This window comes from Nevskia sp. (genome assembly GCF_051860985.1).
Taxonomy (GTDB): Bacteria; Pseudomonadota; Gammaproteobacteria; order Nevskiales; family Nevskiaceae; genus Nevskia.
The window spans coordinates 151,157-168,364 of record NZ_JBIMKV010000004.1 but is presented as its reverse complement, the minus strand read 5'-3'; the positions used below and the strand labels follow the sequence as shown (position 1 = coordinate 168,364).

Annotated in this window: 16 protein-coding genes; 3 read left to right on the top strand and 13 right to left on the bottom strand. The window is 68.4% G+C overall.

The genetic code is table 11. From position 1 onward, the window contains the following. Nucleotides 1–27 precede the first annotated feature (27 nt). The 6 genes from ACTIGJ_RS05705 to ACTIGJ_RS05680 all read right to left on the bottom strand — a co-directional run bounded on the left by ACTIGJ_RS05705 (nt 28) and on the right by ACTIGJ_RS05680 (nt 5,614). The gene (locus ACTIGJ_RS05705) at nt 28–564 is read right to left on the bottom strand and encodes a hypothetical protein (RefSeq protein WP_439639320.1); all 537 of its coding nucleotides are present in this window, start codon (nt 562–564) and stop codon (nt 28–30) included. Then, nucleotides 564–1,763, bottom strand: coding sequence for a phosphotransferase family protein (locus ACTIGJ_RS05700; RefSeq protein ID WP_439639319.1), 1,200 nt, complete (start codon nt 1,761–1,763; stop codon nt 564–566). The genes ACTIGJ_RS05705 and ACTIGJ_RS05700 overlap by 1 nt, the downstream gene beginning before the upstream one ends. 54 nt (nt 1,764–1,817) lie before the next feature. Continuing rightward, nucleotides 1,818–2,786, bottom strand: coding sequence for a DUF7064 domain-containing protein (locus tag ACTIGJ_RS05695; protein ID WP_439639318.1), 969 nt, complete (start codon nt 2,784–2,786; stop codon nt 1,818–1,820). A 121-nt stretch (nt 2,787–2,907) separates the two neighbouring features. Further along, the gene (locus ACTIGJ_RS05690) at nt 2,908–3,843 is read right to left on the bottom strand and encodes a DUF7064 domain-containing protein (protein WP_439639317.1); all 936 of its coding nucleotides are present in this window, start codon (nt 3,841–3,843) and stop codon (nt 2,908–2,910) included. A 36-nt stretch (nt 3,844–3,879) separates the two neighbouring features. Then, nucleotides 3,880–4,416 (bottom strand): hypothetical protein, encoded by a 537-nt coding sequence (locus ACTIGJ_RS05685; RefSeq protein WP_439639316.1) that lies wholly within the window; start codon nt 4,414–4,416, stop codon nt 3,880–3,882. A gap of 1 nt (nt 4,417) precedes the next feature. Next, entirely contained in the window at nt 4,418–5,614 is a 1,197-nt protein-coding gene (locus ACTIGJ_RS05680; RefSeq protein ID WP_439639315.1) for a phosphotransferase family protein, read from the bottom strand. Between the two features lie 198 nt (nt 5,615–5,812). Here ACTIGJ_RS05680 and ACTIGJ_RS05675 point away from each other — a divergent pair, with 198 nt between their 5' ends. The 3 genes from ACTIGJ_RS05675 (at nt 5,813) to ACTIGJ_RS05665 (ending at nt 8,081) form a co-directional block, all read left to right on the top strand. After that, nucleotides 5,813–6,454 carry a TetR/AcrR family transcriptional regulator gene (locus ACTIGJ_RS05675; protein WP_439639314.1) on the top strand — a complete coding sequence of 214 codons (642 nt, stop codon included), beginning with the start codon at nt 5,813–5,815 and terminating at the stop codon, nt 6,452–6,454. Nucleotides 6,455–6,647: 193 nt separating this feature from the next. Next, nucleotides 6,648–7,514: a metallophosphoesterase gene (locus tag ACTIGJ_RS05670; RefSeq protein WP_439639313.1), complete on the top strand. Its 867-nt coding sequence runs from the start codon at nt 6,648–6,650 to the stop codon at nt 7,512–7,514. Between the two features lie 147 nt (nt 7,515–7,661). Beyond that, on the top strand, nt 7,662–8,081 hold the full coding sequence (locus ACTIGJ_RS05665; RefSeq protein ID WP_439639312.1) for an HU family DNA-binding protein: 420 nt from the start codon (nt 7,662–7,664) through the stop codon (nt 8,079–8,081). 157 nt (nt 8,082–8,238) lie between these two features. Here the strand turns inward: ACTIGJ_RS05665 and ACTIGJ_RS05660 are convergent, their stop codons facing one another. The 7 genes from ACTIGJ_RS05660 to mmsB all read right to left on the bottom strand — a co-directional run bounded on the left by ACTIGJ_RS05660 (nt 8,239) and on the right by mmsB (nt 17,194). Beyond that, nucleotides 8,239–9,369 (bottom strand): acyl-CoA dehydrogenase family protein, encoded by a 1,131-nt coding sequence (locus tag ACTIGJ_RS05660; RefSeq protein ID WP_439639311.1) that lies wholly within the window; start codon nt 9,367–9,369, stop codon nt 8,239–8,241. Nucleotides 9,370–9,412: 43 nt separating this feature from the next. Then, nucleotides 9,413–10,207 (bottom strand): enoyl-CoA hydratase/isomerase family protein, encoded by a 795-nt coding sequence (locus ACTIGJ_RS05655; RefSeq protein WP_439639310.1) that lies wholly within the window; start codon nt 10,205–10,207, stop codon nt 9,413–9,415. A 28-nt stretch (nt 10,208–10,235) separates the two neighbouring features. Beyond that, nucleotides 10,236–11,015, bottom strand: a complete 780-nt coding sequence (locus tag ACTIGJ_RS05650; RefSeq protein WP_439639309.1) for a tyrosine-protein phosphatase — start codon at nt 11,013–11,015, stop codon at nt 10,236–10,238. Nucleotides 11,016–11,099: 84 nt separating this feature from the next. Next, on the bottom strand, nt 11,100–12,176 hold the full coding sequence (locus ACTIGJ_RS05645; protein WP_439639308.1) for a 2Fe-2S iron-sulfur cluster-binding protein: 1,077 nt from the start codon (nt 12,174–12,176) through the stop codon (nt 11,100–11,102). Nucleotides 12,177–12,194: 18 nt separating this feature from the next. Further along, entirely contained in the window at nt 12,195–13,367 is a 1,173-nt protein-coding gene (locus ACTIGJ_RS05640; protein WP_439639307.1) for a hypothetical protein, read from the bottom strand. 91 nt (nt 13,368–13,458) lie between these two features. Further along, nucleotides 13,459–16,206, bottom strand: coding sequence for a LuxR C-terminal-related transcriptional regulator (locus ACTIGJ_RS05635; protein WP_439639306.1), 2,748 nt, complete (start codon nt 16,204–16,206; stop codon nt 13,459–13,461). A 103-nt stretch (nt 16,207–16,309) separates the two neighbouring features. Next, nucleotides 16,310–17,194, bottom strand: coding sequence for a 3-hydroxyisobutyrate dehydrogenase (gene mmsB / locus ACTIGJ_RS05630; protein WP_439639305.1), 885 nt, complete (start codon nt 17,192–17,194; stop codon nt 16,310–16,312). Nucleotides 17,195–17,208: the final 14 nt, after the last annotated feature.

Here is a 17,208-nt window from a genome sequence, read left to right as displayed (position 1 = left end):
TCCACCGCAAAGCGCGCGTTGCGGCGCTCAGCGCACCAGCAAGGTCTCCACTGCCGGCAGGCCGGACGCCGGGCCTTCCCAGCCCTGCAACGCCACCCAGGCGCGCTCGCGCAGCAGCTGCGCTTGCGCGTGGTCCATCACGGCGGTGTTGACGGCCCGCAGCGCCGCATCATCGGACGTTGCCGCAGCAGCCGTCACCAGCGCGCCGACCGCCGCCCGCAGGCGCTGGTTGGCCGCTTCCAGTGCCGGCGGTTCGACGCCGGCGCCGGCAAGCAAGCGGCGGCCATCGTCGACGGCAGCAGTCAGCGCAGCGAGCGCCGCGCTGGCCTCGGGAATCGTGGCCGCCTGCGGCGCCAGCTGTCCGGCCAGCTTCAGGTAGCTGTCCAGCTCGACGCAGTCATAGCGGTACTGCAGCGGCAGGCGCTGGGCGATCAGATGCAGCATGCCGACGATCAGCTGACCCTGTTCCTGCGCCAGCTTGTTGGCCGGATCGACGGCCGGCAGCACGACATCGGTCAGCGACTTGATCAGCGCCGGAATCTGGAAACTCGGACGCAGTTCCATCAGACCACCTCCGCCATCTGGGTGCGCAACTCGTCGAGCAGCGAATAGGAAATGCCGGTGATCCAGCTGACCAGCACGTCCTGGTGGGTCTTGCCGTTGCGCGGCGCGCGATACCCGGTAGCAAGCACGATGGCGACCGCCTTGTAGTTGTTGAAGATGTCGTAGTACTGCATGCGCTTCGGATCGACCTTGAGGCCGGACGCCTTTTCATAACGGGCGATGAAATCTTCCATCGGCAGGAAGCCGCCAACCAGGAAGGTCTTGCCGTCTTCGGCGAGATGGCCGAACGGCTTCTTCGCGCACCAGGACAGGTCCTCGTGGCGGTCGCCGAGATAGGCCAGCTCCCAGTCCAGCCAGGCGCTGATCTTCTGATCGTGTTCGGTGTACAGGAAATTGCCGAGCCGGTAGTCGCCGTGGACCACCGAGACATGGTCGACCGCCGGCATGTTGCGGCGCAGCCAGGCCATGGTCAGGCGCATCAGCGGCACGTCTTCGTTGCAATCCTCTTCCCAGACCCGCTCCCAGTGATTGAGCGCCCATTCCAGCGCCTGGGTGCCGGCGGCCGGACGGTCGTAGGCCGACAGCTCGGCCTTGGCCCAGTCGAAGGCGTGCGTGGCCGCCAGATGGTCGACGAACTGCTGGCCGAGGGATGCACGGATTTCCGGCGGCATGAAGGTACCGACGCCGGACACGTTGCTGCTCGACTTCGAGGGCTTGGTCACGCCTTCGGCAAAGCCGTAGACGATCGCCGGATACGGCAGGTGCTCGCCGTAGGCGTCGATCCAGTAGGTCGGCGGCACCGGCACCACGCCTTCCAGCGCCTTGATGACCTGGAACTCGCGCAGCCGGCTGGTCTCGGTGATCGCTTCCGACGGCTCCATGCGCAGCACCAGCGGCGTCGTCGTCGGCGCGCCGCCTGGCGGCGTCCAGTCCAGCGTGAAGGCCATCTGCAGCTTCGACGCGCCACCGGACAGCCAGCGGCAGTCGCGCACCGTGAACGGCGTGGCCAGCTGGGTCCGCAGCAGGGATTCGGTGCCGGCCTGCAGCTGGGCCAGGGTCACCGGCGCGTACGGCGGGCCGGCGCGGCGTTCGAGCTTGCGGGTCAGCACCCGGTCGATCTCGGTTTCGCAGGGGAAGCGCCGGCGCAGCTCGGCGATCCATTCTGGGCTGGGACGATTCTTGTCGACGACTGCTGCCATGCCGCTCTCCTCGGGTGTCGTTATGTCGCGCGGCGCCGTAGGTGGCCGCGCGCTTCAGCAGCGCGCGCGGATCGCGTCGCGGTTGCGGGTCAGGTAGGCCCGGCTCAGGCCGATCTGCTGCACGCCGTAGCCGAGCTGGCCTTCGCAGCTGACCCGCATGTAGCTCTGCAGGTAGGTGTTCGACGGATACGGCGCCCAGTAGCAGCTGTTCAGCGCCGAATAGCTCATCCGGAAGCGCTTGCCGCGGACATCGACGATTTCCAGCTCGCCACCCATCGGCACCGCCTTGCGGTACTCCTGGGTGCCGCGGCATTCGGTGATGCCGTAGGTCTTGCCGTCTTCCAGCACATAGCCGCTGACCAGCTTGCCGTAGTCGTTGGTCTTGGCCAGATCATGGGCGACAAACAGATGCGCGGTGAGCCGCTCGCCGAAGCTGGCATGCCACCAGATCACCGAGGAATTGTCGCGCTCCGGGCGCGGGCCCCAGCTGCGGTCGCCGGTGTCGACGCAATCGACCTCGTACTGCCGGCCGCGCACGGTCAGCCGGCCCCGGATTCTGTAGGTGACGTCGTAATGGCCCGACCACGAGGTGTCCCAGGCCGGACCGTGACGGCCAGCCGCCAGCGGGTCCATCGCCGGATCGTTGAGATCGTAGGGTTCGTGGATGGCCTGGAAATCGAGATCGAACGAGGTGTCGTCGATGCCCTCGTAGCGGGCGTGATAACGCCGGGTCGGATCGGTGGCGGTGATGCTCAGGCCGTTCGGCAGGCTGAAATCGAGCAGCGACTTCGGGCAGGGCAGATGCTGCTGGTTGTCGATGTAGATCTGCTCTTCCCAGAGATCGGTGATCCGGTCGTGGATGGTGATGTCAGCCATGCAGACGCCGAGCATCGGCCGGGTCAGCACGTAGACGATGCCGCTGACCGTGGTGCCCGGCACATGGAACGACAGCGCGATGGTTTCCACCCACTGCCAGTGGGAATCGGGCCGGAAATGGAATTCGGCGTCCTGCGGCTTGATCACGGTCTCTCTCCAGTGCGTGGTGCCGGGCGTCCGCTTTCACCAGCCGGATCGCCCGCCAGAACAAAAATGCGCCCGGCTTCGCGGTGGGGGGAAATGCGAAGCCCGGCGCGACCGCAAAAGCTCAGCCCTGCAGCGCGGCCATCGTCGCCAGGTAATCGGTCGGCCACATGAACTCGGTCCAGCCCACCGCCGCCTCGCCGTCGATCGTGCAGCGCATCGCGCCTTCAACCAGGGTGCAGGTCGGCACCGGCGGCATGATCAGGGTTGCGAAATACTCGCCTTCGACCTTCGCGCTGCGGCCGGCGGTGTCAGTGACCGTCGCGCTGATCGTCTTCTGGTGGTACCGGCCATCGGTGGTGAACGCGACTTCGACACCGGCGACTTCGGCGAACACGCCGTCACGGTTCAGATAGCCGCGCAGCACGCTGCGACCGCCGATCTCGATCTTCCAGAAATGCAGCTGGGTGCCGGCGTTGTAGGCATGCAGCCACTTCCAGTGCTGCGGCTGCGCCCAGTCACGGGTGCCCCAGGAATGGTCGCGGGCGCAGAAGGTGTCGAATGGCAGCGCCTTGCCGTCGACCGTGATGGTGCCGCGCACCCGGCCGGCCTGCTCAAGGCGATCGGTCGCCGCAAACGCCGGGCAGCCGTCCGGATGGAAGCTGTAGGCATAGGCCGGCTGCACGGCTTCGTACTGCGCGTCGATGACCACGCGCGCGGTCGACACCTTGAAGCGCGCGGTCTTCAACTTCAGGTCCTGCGACAAGTACAGATTGCCGACCTGCCAGTCGTCGAAGTTCTTCTCAGGGCCCATCGGAATGCCGTCGACCGCCTCGAACACTGGCGTGTCGCCGATGCCCGGGCCGTAGGCCGCGAGTGCGGAGCCGGCGAGATTGTCCTTGGTCACCCAGGTGTAGACGAAGGCGGCGATGCCGTGCTCGGGCAGCGCGATCACGTAGGGAATCGATTCGCGCTCCAGCGGCAGATCGCGCAGTTTGTGGCGGCCGTCATTGACGGGGTCCAGCACCGGCAGCGTGCGTGGGTGGGCAGGAAGGGTCATCGGCAGTTCCTCGGTCGTGGTTTGTGGGTCGGGGATTCAGCGGGCCAGCAGTTCGGCGAGCGGCGGCACCGCCTTCGGGTCCGGCTCCCAGCCCTGCATCAGCATCATCGAGCGGTCGCGCAGCAGCTGTTCCTTCGACATCGCCAGCACGGTCTGCTGGATCTTCGGTTGGCAGGCGGCATCGCCATCGCGGTGGACTTCGCTGATCAGCGTGCCGGTGGCCACGCGCAGTGCGCGCACCTGCGCCTCGACGTCGGCAGGCGAACTCCGTGCAGCGTCAAGGCAGCGACCGGCGACCAGCGTCGCCTCGTTAAGCGCGGCGACGGCGGCCTGCGTGCCGGCTCCGCCCTGGGCGTCGGTGGCGAGCGTGCCGGCAGTGGCGATCAGCCGCGCCAGTTCGTCGCAGTCGAACTGGAACTGCACCGGCAACTGCTGCGCCAGCAGCGCCAGCAGGCCAATCGACAGCTTGCCCTGCTCGATCGCCAGCTTGTTGTCCGGATCAATGGCCGGCAGCACGACATCGCTGAGCGCCTTGATCACCGCCTGCAACTGGATCTGCGGTCTCATCTGCATGTCAGCGACTCTCCTCGATGAGGCTGCGCATTTCCTCGAGCAGCATCGGCCCGATGCCGATCAACCAGGTGACGAGCACATCCTGGTGGGTCTTGCCGCCGGCAGCGGCGCGGTAGCCGGTAGCCAGACTCAGCGTTGCCATCATGTAGGCGTTGTAGACCTTGTACCAATGCATGGTCCGGGCATCGACCGCATAGCCCGTGGCCTGCTCGTAGGCGGCAAGGAATGCCGCTTCCGGCATCAGGCCAGAGGTCAGGAAGGTCTTGCCATCCTCGGCCAGCGCGCCGAATGCGCGGCTGGTGGTCCAGGCCAGATCCTGGTGGCGATCACCGATGCGGCCCAGCTCCCAGTCCAGCCAGGCGCTGATCCGGCAGTCGTGCTCGGTGAACAGGAAATTGCCGAGGCGGTAGTCGGAATGGACGATCACCGCACGATCGAGCACCGGCAGGTTCGCCCGCAGCCAGGCCTCGGCCAGCCGCATCAGCGGCACGTCTTCATCGGAATCCTCTTCCCAGACCCGCGCCCACCAGTTCACGCCCCATTCGGCGCATTGCGTGGTGCCGGCAGCCGGGATGTCGAAGGCATCGAGCCCCTTGTCGCGGAAATCGGCGGTGTGAATCTTCGCCAGATGCTCGACGAACTGCGGGGCCAACTGTGCGCGCAGGGCGGCCGGCAACTGCGTGCCGAGGCCGCTGACGCCGCTGGCGGCGGCACTGGGCTTGGTGACACCGGGCGCGAAGCCATAGATCAGCGCCGGATACGGCAGGTACTCGCCCTCCGAATCGCACCAGTAGACCGGCGGCACCGGCACCACGCCTTCCATCGCGCGGATCAGCTGGAACTCGCGCTTGCGGCTGGTTTCGACGATCGATTCGCTCGGCTCCATGCGCAGCACCATCGGCGTGCACGACAGGCCGTCCTGCGGGTGCTGCCATTCGAGCGTGAACGCCATCTGCAGCTTCGACGCGCCGCCGGACAGCCAGCGCGCATCGCGCAGTTCGTACGGGGTGCTGAGTTCGGCATCGAGCAGCGCGCGGACGCCGTCGACCAGCGTGTCCAGCGCCAGCGGCTTGAAGCCGGGGCCGGCACGGCGCTGCATCTTGCGGGTCAGGATGCGATCGATTTCCCGTTCGGTCGGGAATCGCTGGCGCAGCGCGGCAATCCAGTCCGCAGGGGGCTGGCGTTTGTCGGGATACATCGGTGGCTCCTCGTTCGCAGGGTCGCCCTTTCTCGGCCGCCGCAGTGGGCGGATCGGAAGGCGTGGCGAGATCATCTGCGATGAATTGACACTATGTCAATTTTGAATAGACATAATGACAATTCATGCGAAACTGTCTTCCGGTCGCCTTGTCAGGCGGCCGCATCCGCCCGCCTTCTTTCCCCACGCCGAGCCGCCATGACGCAGATCGCGCCCCGCCCGACCCGCCGCACCCGCGCCAAGCAGGGGGACCAGCCGAAGCAGTCGATCGAGGACCGCCTGCTGGCCGCCACCGAGCGGCTGCTGGAACAGGGCCATCGCTTCGCCGCGCTGAGCGTCGAACAGCTGACCGACGAAGCCGGCATCGCGCGCGGCACGTTCTATCTGCACTTCCGCGACAAGGGCGAGCTGGTCGCACGGCTGATGAGCCAGGTGACCGAGGAAATCATCGCCAGCAGCGGCACCTGGATGAGCGACGCCGACGCCGCCGATCACCAGGAACTGAAGCAGGCGCTGGTCGGCATGGTGGCCACGTTCAAGAAGCACCAGGCGATCCTTGCGGCGGTCAACGACACCGCGCCCTACGATCGCAACGTCGCCAGCCTCTACAAGACCATGGTCGACCGCATCTGCGCGCAGAGCCGGGTGTCGCTCGGCATCATCCAGCGCAAGGGCCTGAGCCGCCCGGGCGCCACCGACGACGTTGCCGAAGTGTTGAGCTGGATGATCGTGATGTACTGCGCGCGCTTCGTCGGCGAGCGCAACGGCGCGGAGCTGGAACGACTGGCCGAATCGCTGGGCTACATCAGCGCCAGCACGGCCTTCGCCGACCCCAGGTGAGCACCGGCGCACCGATCGTCGCGCCGGTGCCGCCGATGATGGCCGACACCGATGCTTCGCTGCCCGGCAGTGCTACGGTCGCCCGCCTGCAACGTCAGTGCGCTGCCGCTGCCGTTATTCTCGCCAGCCCTGTCGCCGACCCGCACCACGCCCGTCATTCGTGCTGATCCACACGCCCCATCATCTGCTGCCGGTGAACCGTGACGGTCGCGACTTCGTGGTCGGCGACGTGCACGGCCATGCCGCGCTGCTCGACGGGCTGCTGGCGGCGGTGCATTTCGAGCCGAGCCGCGATCGCCTGATCGCGCTCGGCGATCTGATCGACCGCGGGCCGGACAGCCTCGAACTGCTGCAGCGCGTGGCCACGCTGCCGTGGTTCCACTCGCTGCGCGGCAACCACGAAGCCCTGCTGCAGGACTCGATGCACGACGTGACCTCCGCGCTGCTCTGGCACCGCAACGGCGGACAGTGGGGCCAGGCCTTGGCCGATGCCGAGCTGCGGGCGCTGGCGCGATGCGTCGATGGCCTGCCGCTGGCGATGACCTTGCCGCTGCGCGACGGCCGGCGCATCGGCCTGGTCCACGCTGAAGTGCCGATCGGCGCCGCCTGGTCGGATGTCGAAGCGCTGAACCGCGACCTGCCCCGCGCGCCGCGCGCCGCCGGCCTCTCGAATGGCGGCGATGCCGAGGCGCTGCAGGACAGCCTGCTGTGGGGCCGTCGGCGGATCTCGGCCTGCGAACGCCTGCACCGGCTGCTGGCGCCGCAGGCACTCACCGACACGCTGCAGGCCCGGCTGTCGCGCGCCTTGCAGCCGGTGCCCGGCATCGACCAGATCATCGCCGGCCACAGCTACGCACACGATCGAAGGCCGCTGGCCTGCGGCAACCTGCTGTTCATCGACACCGGCGTGTTCGAGCACGATGGCCGACTGACCTTGTTCGAACCGCTGCGCCAGCATTACTGGCAGGCTCGTTACGGCTTCGACGGTCGCCCGCAGCTGCTGCGCCACGAGGGCGAACCCGCGCCGCCAGCAGCGTGGCTGCCGCAGTTGGTAGCCTGAGCGCGCAACGCCTTGCGACAGACGTTGCAACTGCGCCGACATGCGTCAACAAGCTTCATTCAGCAATCTTGCAGCCAGTCCGTATACTCGCCGCTGCTGTGCATGGTCACAGCGTCGTCCATCCCACTGAACACAAGCAGGAGAAACATGGCCAAAGCATCCCCGGCACCCAAGAAAGCAGCAGCGACGAAGGCAGCGGCCACCAAGGCAGCGCCGAAGCCGAAGGTAGCTGCTGCGGCGCCCGCCGCCGCCAAGCCGATCAAGGAAACCCTGAACAAGACCGGCCTCGTGGCCCATCTGGTCGAGAGCAGCGGCATCGACGCCAAGGGCGTCAAGAAGGTGCTGGAGGCGCTGGAAGGCGCGATCGCCGGCTCGGTCAGCAAGAAGGGTGCGGGCAGCTTCGTGCTCCCGGGCTTCCTGAAGATCACCGCTGTGAAGGTGCCGGCCAAGCCGAAGCGCAAGGGCATCAACCGCTTCACCGGCCAGGAGCAGACGTTCGCTGCCAAGCCGGCCTCGCTGAAGATCCGCGTGCGCCCGCTGAAGAAGCTGAAGGACGCGGTGGCCTGAAGCTTCAGGCACCGGCAGCACAAAGAAATCGGGCCTGGTGCCCGATTTTTTTGTGCCGCGACTACGGTGGTCAACCACGCGGACCTCGGGAAAATCAAAAGCCGGGACGCTGCGCCCCGGCTGTTCTTGATCTTGCCGCGCGGTTACGGAGCCCGGATCAGGCCGCGAGGCTGCGGCCGATGATGATCTTCTGAATGTCCGAGGTGCCCTCGTAGATCTGGCAGACGCGGACATCGCGGTAGATGCGCTCGACCGGGAAATCCTCGACATAGCCGTAGCCGCCGAAGGTCTGGATCGCCACCGAGCAGACTTCCTCGGCCACTTCCGATGCAAACAGCTTGGCCATGCAGGCCTGCTCCAGGCAGGGCACTCCGGCGTCCTTCATGCGCGCCGCCGACAGCACCAGCTGGCGCGCCGCTTCAAGCTTGGTCTTGGCATCGACCAGCCGGAAGCTGACCGCCTGGTGGCCGAGCAGCGCCGTGCCGAACGACTTGCGCTCGCCGGCGTAGCGGATCGCCGCATCGAGCGCAGACTGCGCCATGCCGACCGCCTGTGCGGAAATGCCGATGCGCCCGGATTCCAGCGACGACAGCGCGATCTTGTAGCCCTCGCCTTCGGCGCCGATGCGGTGCTCGACCGGCACTTCCATGTCGTCGAAGCTCAGCGATGCGGTGTCGGACGCCTTCTGGCCGAGCTTGTGTTCAAGCTTCGACACCGAGAAGCCGGGTGTGGACGACGGCACCAGGAAGGCGCTGATGCCGCGCTTCGGATTGGCCGGATCGGTGACCGCGAACACGATCACGTACTTGCCGATCCTGCCGCTGGTGATGAACTGCTTGGAGCCGTTGATCACATAGCGATCGCCCTTCAGCACGGCGCGCGAGCGCAGCGCGCTGGCGTCCGAGCCGGCGTGGCTTTCAGTCAGCGCGAAGGCGCCGATGTACTCGCCACGCGCGGCCGGCTTCAGCACCGCGTCCTTCTGCGCAGCCGAGCCGTAGCGTTCGAGGATCGCGCAGTACGGCGCGTTGTGGACCGACATCATCGTCGACACCGCACCATCGCCTTCGGCCACCGCCATCAGCGCCAGCGCGTAGGACACGTAGTCGGCGCCGGCGCCGTCGTAGTCCGGCGACACGGTCATGCCGAGCAGGCCCATCTCGCCGAGGCCCTGGATCACCGCCGGTTCGATGGCCTGGGCTTTCTCGCGCGCGGCGGCGCCGGGAGCCAGCACCTCGCGCGAGAAGCGGCGGGCGGCGTCGTGAATCTGGATCTGGTCGTCAGTGAGCATGGTCGGAGGCGTGAAAAGGAATGGGGCGATGGCGCGCCGCAGCTTAGGCCTGCGGGCCCTGGAAATGAGCCGCCCGTTTGGCCAGGAAAGCGCTGACCCCTTCGCGGAAATCAGCCGTCTTGGTGGCGCTCTTGAACGAGGCGCGCTCGGCTTCCAGCTGGTCGTGCAGCGTGCTGCCGAACGTCGATTGCGCCAGCCGCTTGTAGTTGCCGAAGGCCTGCGTCGGGCCGCTGGCGATCTTCGCGGCCAGTGCTGCGCTTTCGGCGGCCAGCTGGTCGGCGGCCACCACCTTGTTGACCAGGCCCGCCGCCAGCGCGGCCTCGGCGTCGAGCTGTTCGCTGAGGAACATCAGCGCCGCCGCCCGGCGACTGCCCAGCAGGCGCGGCAGGAAGTAGGTGCCGCCGCAGTCCGGCGCCGCGCCGATGCGGTCATAGGCGAGCAGGAAACGGGTGCCCTGCGCCGCGATCACCAGATCGCAGGCCGCCATCAGCGACAGGCCGGCGCCGGCCACCGCGCCGTGCACGGCGGCAATCACCGGCGCATCGATCGAGCGCAGCGTTTCCACCACCGGATGCAGCGCGTCGAGCAGCGCATCGATGACCGTGTCGGCGGTGTCGAAATCGGCGGCGAAGCCGGACAGGTCGCCGCCGGCCATGAAGGCCCGGCCCTGGCCCTGCAGCAGCACGCAGCGCACGCGCGCATCCCCGGCCAGCGGCACCACGGCGGCACGCAGCGCCTCGGCCAGCTGCACGTTGAGCGCATTGAGCACGTCGGGACGGTTGAGGGTGAGCGTCGCGACGCCGGTGGCAACGTCGAGCGACAGTTCGGCAAGGCTCATCAGAACAGCTCCGGAAGCAGGGGGAATGTCAGTGGGTCAGCAGGCGGCCGGCAAGGCGGTCGCGCAGACGGTCGTCGAGCCCGATCGCCTGCGCCAGGTAGCCGTCGATCGAGCCGTGCCGGGCGCCGATCTCGGCCAGCGCGGCGTCGAGGTAGTCGGCGCGCGCGGCGATGATCGCGGCCAGCATGTCCGGCGGCGCAGTGGCGCCGAGCAGCTCCTGCAGCAGCTTGGCGACCTTCAGCTGCAGCGAGTCGCGATTGCTCGCGTCGTTCGAGCGCAGGTAGTCGTCGAGCACCGCATCTTCGGCGACGCCGACGGCATGCAGCAGCATCGCCACCACGAAGCCGGTGCGGTCCTTGCCGGCGGTGCAGTTGACCACCAGCGGCAGATGCTCGGCCTGCTCGTCGAGCAGCAGCGCGAACACCTGCTTCAGCACCGGCACGCAGACGGTCGGCAGATCGCGGTACAGATGGCGCATCAGCGCCGCCGCTCCGTCGGCCGTGGCGTTGGCGCGCAGGCCTTGCACCAGCTCGGGCATCAGCACCCGGATGTCGGTGGCCACCGCAAGGTTCATCACCCGTGGCGCAGCCCCCTCCGGCCAGCGGTGCGGCCGCTGCAGCCGTTCGCCGTCGCTGCGCAGGTCGCAGCAGACCTTGGGTGCCATGCGCGCCAGCTGCGCGAGGTCGTCGGCATCCAGCGCGTCGAGCGCGTCGGAACGGTAGATGAGGCCGGAGCGGGTCCGCCGGCCATCGCGGGCCGGCAGGTCACCGATGTCGCGGAAGTTCGGCGCGGTCTTGAGCAGGGGCATGATCGAGGAAAGGTCGGCGAAGAGGGGATCGGCAGGCGGCGCGCTGCCGCCGGCCTTCCCGCACCGCCGTCTGCCGCAGCCAGCTCAGGGCGTGCCGGACGGCACGAACTTGTCGGCGTGGATTCTATCGGCCTGCACGCCCAGCCCGATCAGCCGCCGTTCGACAGCCTCGACCATGCCGAGGTTGCCGCAGATGAAGGCGGCGGTCTGCGCGTAGTCGACACCCAGCGCTTCATCGAGCGCCGCCGTCACCATGCCGCGCGGCCCGGTCCAGGCCGAGCCGGCCGGCTCGTGCGACAGGATGGTCACCAGCCGCACGCGGTCGCCGCCTTCGGCGAGCAGCGCCTGCAGGCGCTCGTTGGCGAATACGTCGGCCGCCGTGCGGACACCGAACACGATGGTGAATTTCGCGGTCTTCGAGCGGCGCAGGCGATCGCCGACGATCGACAGGATCGGCGCCAACCCGGTGCCGCCGGCCACGCACAGGCCGTCGCGGTCGAGATCGTCGACCCCCATCACGCCGAACGGGCCTTCGACCCAGAACTTGACGCCGCTGCGGTCCTCGGCGAACAGCCATTCCGAGAAGCGGCCACCGGGCAGCCGCTTGACCAGGAAGCCGACCTCGCGGGCGCCGCTGCCATCGGCGGGCGGCGCGTCGTAGTACGAATAGCTGCGCCGGGTGAACGACCCGGATTCGGCGATCGTGCAGTACTGGCCGGCGTTGAACGCCACCGGCTCGTCGAGCGCCAGCCGCAGGTCGATGACCTCGCCCGGCAGCTTGCGGTAGCGCGTCACCTGGGCCGACACGTAGCGCACCGGCAGCTGGGTGCCGGAGCCGAGCTTGACGTCGATCACCAGGTCGGAACGCACCTTGGCCTGGCAGGCCAGCACGAAGCCGGCCTGGATCTGCTCATTGGTCAGCGGCGACAGCGCCAGGTCGACCATCGGGCTGACGCGCCCGCCGACCAGCCGGGTCTTGCACTGCCCGCAGACACCGACCCGGCAGTTGTGCGGGTAGTCGATGCCCTGGGCGACCGCTGCCTTCAGCAGCATGTCGTTGCGGCCCACGTCGAAGCTCTGTTCGCTGCCATCCTTGCCGCGCACGGTGATGCGGCAAAGGTCGGTCCGAGTGGCGGCCGGTGCGGTCGGTTCCATCAGCATGGTCGAGGCCTCGGTCGCTCAGGCGTATTTCCAGAGGCCGGCCGGCAGGTCCCGCTTCGGGTCCGGCCGGTTCAGCTCGTGCCAGCCGGCGCGCTCGTTCTCGCGGCGGGCGATCTCGCGCTCGGCCGGGGTCGCGTAGTGCTCGTCCCAGTGCTTGAGCAGCGGCTTGATCATCATGAAGAACAGCGGCGGCACCAGTGCCAGCAGCACCACCAGCAGGAACTGCGGCTGCAGCGGGCCGTTGGTGTCCGGCTCCAGCGCGTAGAACGGCTTGTAGCTGTCGTCGTGGTGGCCGGCGTGGTTGGTGATCTCCAGCGCCAGGATGCGGGTCAGCGGCGTGATGTGATTCCAGGTGTGGTGCTTCTCGAAGCGCCCCGGCGTGGCCGACACCAGCCCGTAGTGGTTCACGTAATTGAACACTTCCAGCAGCATGCGCGGGCCGAAGAACAGCGTTGCCGAGGCCAGGCCCAGACCCTTCCAGCCGCCGAGCGCGTAGAGCACGGCGAGGAAGGTTCCGAAATAGGTCGCCTTGAAGACCCAGGCGTTGCGCGGGTCGTACCACTTCCGGCCGCGCTTGGTCCACATCATCTTTTCGAGGTGGTAGCTCTCCTTCCACTGGGCCGGGAAGGTGCGCAGGAAGTGGCCATAGACGGTATCGCCGCGGCGCGCGTAGTCCGGGTCGTCCGGCGTGGCGACGCGCATGTGGTGGGTCACCACGTGGGTGATCTCGCGCCACGGGTCGAACACCAGGCACTGGCCGATGCGGCCGAGCCAGCGCAGGAACAGGCCTTCGCGGTGGAACAGCTCGTGCACCGGCGGCGCGCCGATGACAAAGCCGATGAACAGCGTACTGATGAACGCGCCGACCGCCGACGCGGTGGTGGCGAAGTGCTCGTGCCCCACCAGCCACGAATAGAACAGGATGTTGACGAAGCTCGCCAGCACGGTGATCGACACGATCACGTCATAGATCCAGGCGTGACGCTGCGAGCGGATCGAGTAGTCCGGCTTCAGGAACGCATCGAAGAACAGCACGCCGAGCAGCAGCGCCAGGCCGATCCACGTGTAGTTGCCGCCCATCCACAGCCCGTAGGCGTGGGCGGACAGGATCACCGGCGACAGCAGGTACTTGAAGTAGTCGAGTGGGTTCTCGGCCCGGGCCGGGCCCGCGTTCTGGATCGCTGCGCTCATCGCTTGCTCCTGGTTGCGATTTTGATGAGCGCATCTTCAGCGGCGCGGTCGGGCCGCGTCCCATTCCATAGTTTGGCCGGCGGGCGGCGCCTCAGCGCGACATCAGGTTGAGCGCCCGCGCCCGCGCCAGCGCCGCCGACCGGCTGGACACGCCGAGCTTGGTGTAGAGGTTGTAGAGATGCCACTTGACGGTCGCCACCGACAGGCTCAGGCGATCAGCAAGCTGCTGATTCGAAAGGCCTGCCTCGATCAGGCTGAGCAGCTGCAGCTCGCGCGCGGTCGGCGTTTCCAGCAGCTGGCCTTCGCCCTGCAGCTGGTCGAGATGCTCGACCAGGAAGGAGTTGGTCAGTGGCAGGCCGTTGCAGATCTCGACGAAGAAGCGGCGCTCCTCGTCGAGCACGAAGCCCCAGGACTGCGGCTTGGTCTCGTTGACGAGGCCGGCGATGGTCTCGGCCCGGTCGCGGAACGGCCGCAGGATACGGCGCCGGGCCGCCAGACCGATGGCACGCACGAAGTGGCGCGCCGCCGGCTGCGGATTGTGCGAGCAGATCGCCACCGCCATCTCGGCCAGCGCCAGTTCCACCAGCCGGCCGTTGCGGCCATCCTGGCGGGCGATCCGCGTTTCGGCGGCGATCAGCGCCTCGGCCTGGCGCAGCTGGCCGGCAGCGATCAGCAGTTCGATCTGCGCGGCGGCATAGAGATCGGCGGCACGCGCCACCTGCAGGCCATCCAGCGCCGCCAGCCGGGGCTCGCCGCCGGAGGCGGTCAGGCCGATGTGGGCCCCTTCGGCCAGCGCATCGTCGAGCCGGCCGAGCCGCACCAGCCGCTGCACCAGCATGCAGGACAGCATCAGGCCCAGGCGCGGCGGGTAGCCGGCAGCGATCTCGCGCAGCAGCGGAATCGAGATCGGATCATCCGGCCGGCCGGACCACAGCTTCACCGCCGCATCGAGGCCGTCGGCCGTGGTGTCGACCACGCCGTGGGTGTGGGCGCCCCGCAGGCCCTGGTTCAGCAGGCCGCGCGCTTCCTCGTCGAGCCCCATCTCGACCGCGCAGCGGGCGGCGACGAAGGCGATGGTGCGGGTGATGCCAGCGCCCTCGCCGAGCGCCGCGCGCGCACGCGCCAGCGCCGCCTGGATGTCGCCGTGGACGGCAGCGTAATCGCCTTCGAACATGTCGATCATCGCCGCCAGCAGCTGCACCCAGCCGACGCCGTAGGCGCTGCCGCTCTGGGCGATCGCCGCCTGGGCGACGCGCATCATCTGCCGCGATTCGACGAAGCGGAACGCGCTGCTCAGCGAGATGCTGGCGGCGGCGGAGACGGTCGCCACGTCGAAGGGATCATCGGCGCCGCGCTCGGCCAGCCAGCGGGTCAGATGCACGCGGGCGTCGGCCAGGCGATCGGTGTAGATGTCGACGCAGACGCGCAGCACTTCGATGCGCCGCTTCAGTTCGGCCAGCGGGCCGGGCTTGCCGCTGCTGTCCTGTTCGCGCTCGACGCGCAGCGCCAGCCGCTCGTTGTGCTGGCGCGCGGTTTCGTAGCGGCGGTGGAAGACCAGTGCGAAGACGTACCAGAAATCGGCTTCCCAGCCGACTTCGTGGCCATCGCCGTGCAGGCGTTCGATCCATTCGATGTACTGGCGCAGATCGCCGCGATCACGGACGAAGGTCGCCGCCACCCGTTCGAGAATCGCGCAGGCCAGCGGCGCCGAACCGGCCGCCAACGCGTAGTCGACGGCGTCGAGCCAGCGACCGTTGCGCTCGTTCCATTCGGCCGCGCGGATCAGGATCTGCGTGCGCCGCTCGGCTGGCACCGCGCGCTGCGCCTCCTCGGCCAGGAATTCGCGGAACAGGCCGTGCAGCCGGTACCAGCTGCGGTTGCGATCGAGCGGGATCACGAACACGTTGCGGCGCAGCAGCAGCGCCAGATGACGGTCGGCGTCGTCATCGCCGGTGACCTGCCGGCACAGCTCGGCGCAGAAGCTGCGCAGCGGCGAGATTTCCAGCAGGAAGCGGCGCGCCTCCGGCGAAAATCCGGCCAGCACCTGCCGGTTCAGCAGGTTCGACAGATCCTCATCGGCGCCGGAGAAGCGTTCCAGCGCTTCCAGCGGCTTGTCGGCGGTCGACAGGATGATCTGCGCGAGTCGCACCGCCGCCTGCCAGCCCTCGGTCTGGCGGGCGATGCTGTCGATCGCCGCATCGCCGAGCTGCGCACACAGCTCAGGCCCGAACAGCGTGCGGATCTCGTCCGGGCGCAGGCTCAGGTCGGCAAAGCCGATCTCGCGCACCCGGCCTTCGAGGCGGGCGCGGGTCAGGTTGAACGGCAGCTGCTCGGTGCTGGAAAACAGGAAGTGCACCGACGACGGCGAGCGGAACAGCAGCGGGTCGAGCAGCAGGCCCAGCGTCTCGTCGGTGCAGTAGCCGAGGTTGTCGAGGAACACCAGCGACGGCGCCGGCAGCTGCGCCATCGCGTCGATCAGCGCATCGATGCGGTTCTGCAGCGGCTCGTCACCGCGCAGCAGGGTTTGCGTCGGGTGCGGATCGGAATGGCGGCCGATCAGCGCGTCCTCGAGCAGGTCGATGACCCGCTCGGTGCTGGTGTCGCGATCGTCCAGCGCGATCCAGAAGCTGTTCAGCCCGGCCGTCGAGAAATGCTTGTGCAGCGCGGTGGCGAAGGTGGTCTTGCCATAGCCGGTCGGCGCCACCACCGAAATCAGCTTGATCGCCGGCGTCACGCTGCGCCGCATCTCGGCGAGCAGGCGCGTCTGCACGAGCGCGAACGCGAGGTTCGGCGGCTCCAGCTGCGCAGTTCTGCCTCCACGCACCTTGCGGGCGGGCATCTTGAGGTCGTTTGCCATCTGACCTGCCCTTTTGTTGTGACGGAGCGCGAGTGTACCGGGGCCGGGCCGGTCGGCGGGAACCGCGCGCGATCCGCAACCGGTTTCAGCCGGCCGGCACCTCGCGCAGGCTGGAGAAGTCCAGCGCGCCGTGGCCGGCGGCGCTGTGCTGGCGGTACAGCTCACGGGCCAGCGCGCCGAGCGCGATCGGCGCCTGCACGGCGGCGGCGGCTTCGGCGGCGAGGCCGAGATCCTTGAGCATCAGATCGCTGCCGAAGCCGCCGCTGTAGCCGCGCGCGGCAGGCACGCCATCCATCACGCCGGGCCAGGGGTTGTAGACCTCCAGCGTCCAGTTGCGGCCGGAGCTGCGGGCCATGATGTCCGACAGCACGGCGGCGTCCACACCGCTGGCAACGCCGAGCTGGAGCGCCTCGATGGTGCCGATCATCTGGATGCCGAGCAGCATGTTGTTGCAGATCTTGGCGACCTGGCCGGCGCCGTTGCCGCCGGCGTGGAACAGATTGCGACCCATCGCGCCGAGCAGCGGCCGGGCGCGCTCGAAGGCGTCCGCCGTGCCGCCGACGATGAAGGTCAGCGTGCCGGCCGCCGCCCCCGCCGTGCCGCCGGACACCGGCGCATCGATCATGGTCAGGCCGCGCGCGGCCGCCGCTGCGGCCACCTCCCGCGCGGTGGCGGCGGCGATGGTGCTGCAGTCAATCAGCAGCGCGCCGGCCGGGACGGCGGCGAGCACACCATCGGCGCCGAGGTACAGCCGCTGCACGTGCGCGCTGGCCGGCAGCATCGAGATGACGGCGTCGGCGTCGGCGACGGCATCGGCCGGGTGCTCGGCGATCTCGGCGCCGGCTTCGGCCAGCCGCTGCAGCGGCCCGGCACTCAAGTCGAACACGCGCAGCGCGAAGCCGGCCTTGAGCAGGTTCAGCGCCATCGGCGCACCCATGTTGCCGAGGCCGATGAAAGCGATCTTGTGCATCGGGGACATCTCCA